Here is a 998-nt window from a genome sequence, read left to right as displayed (position 1 = left end):
AGGTAATTTTGGGCGAAAAAAGTGTAAACTTTGGCCCGGCTGTAGATAATTCGGGTTTAACACAGTACTTTAAACACCTTTATACAAAGGTTGATATTTACGACAATAACGTATTCCTGATAACGAGCCAGTTTTTAAGCCCGATATCAAATAACTCGCCCAATTACTATAAGTTTTTTATAACCGATACCATTACCGATAGCAAAAACCAAAAACTGGTTCAACTAAGTTTTACACCACGTAACACAAACGACGTGTTATTTGAGGGAAGTATCTACATAACGCTCGATGGTAATTATGCAGTTCAAAAGGCTACTTTATTGGTAAATAAGCACATCAATATTAATTTTATCCGGTCGATACAGGTTGACCTGGATTTTGAACAAAATCCCGACGGCCGTTACCATTTAAGTAAGAGCAATACCATTGCCGATTTTGGCGCTTCAAAAAAGGACGCCAAAAGCAGTTTATTTGGTATGCGCACCATAACTTATGGTAATTATATTGTAAACAAACCCAGGCCGGATACTGCCTATACCAAGCAATCAGAAGAAGCATCTGATGAAGCCCGTAACCGAACTGAGGCTTTCTGGACAGAAAATCGCCTGGATACCTTAACAACTGCAGAATCAAAAGTCTATAAAAACATCGACAGCTTAAAAAACATGCCATCCTTTAAGCGCACAGTCGATATTGCCACGCTGCTGCTTGCAGGTTACAAAGGTTTTGGTAAGTTTGAAATTGGCCCTGCAAATACATTTTACAGCTTTAACCCGGTTGAAGGTTTTAAATTGAGGTTTGGTGGTCGTACCACCCCCGAATTAAGCAGGCGTTATTATTTTGAAACCTATGCCGCCTATGGTTTTAGGGATCAGCGCTGGAAATATTTCGTGAGCGGTACCTACTCGTTAAACAATAAATCTATTTATAAATTCCCTCAAAATTATATAAGGGCAAGTTTTCAGCGGGATACTAAAATCCCGGGTCTAAACCTGCAG

Annotated in this window: 1 protein-coding gene; it reads left to right on the top strand. The window is 39.3% G+C overall.

Annotated elements, in window-relative coordinates:
• Nucleotides 1–998 (top strand): DUF5686 family protein (locus AC1DPZ_RS27940; protein WP_477409678.1); only part of this gene is annotated, 998 nt, incomplete at both ends.

The organism is Mucilaginibacter sp. P4_G9 (assembly GCF_056400985.1).
The sequence above is the reverse complement of the archived record's forward strand: the minus strand, read 5'-3'. Positions and strand labels throughout refer to the sequence as shown.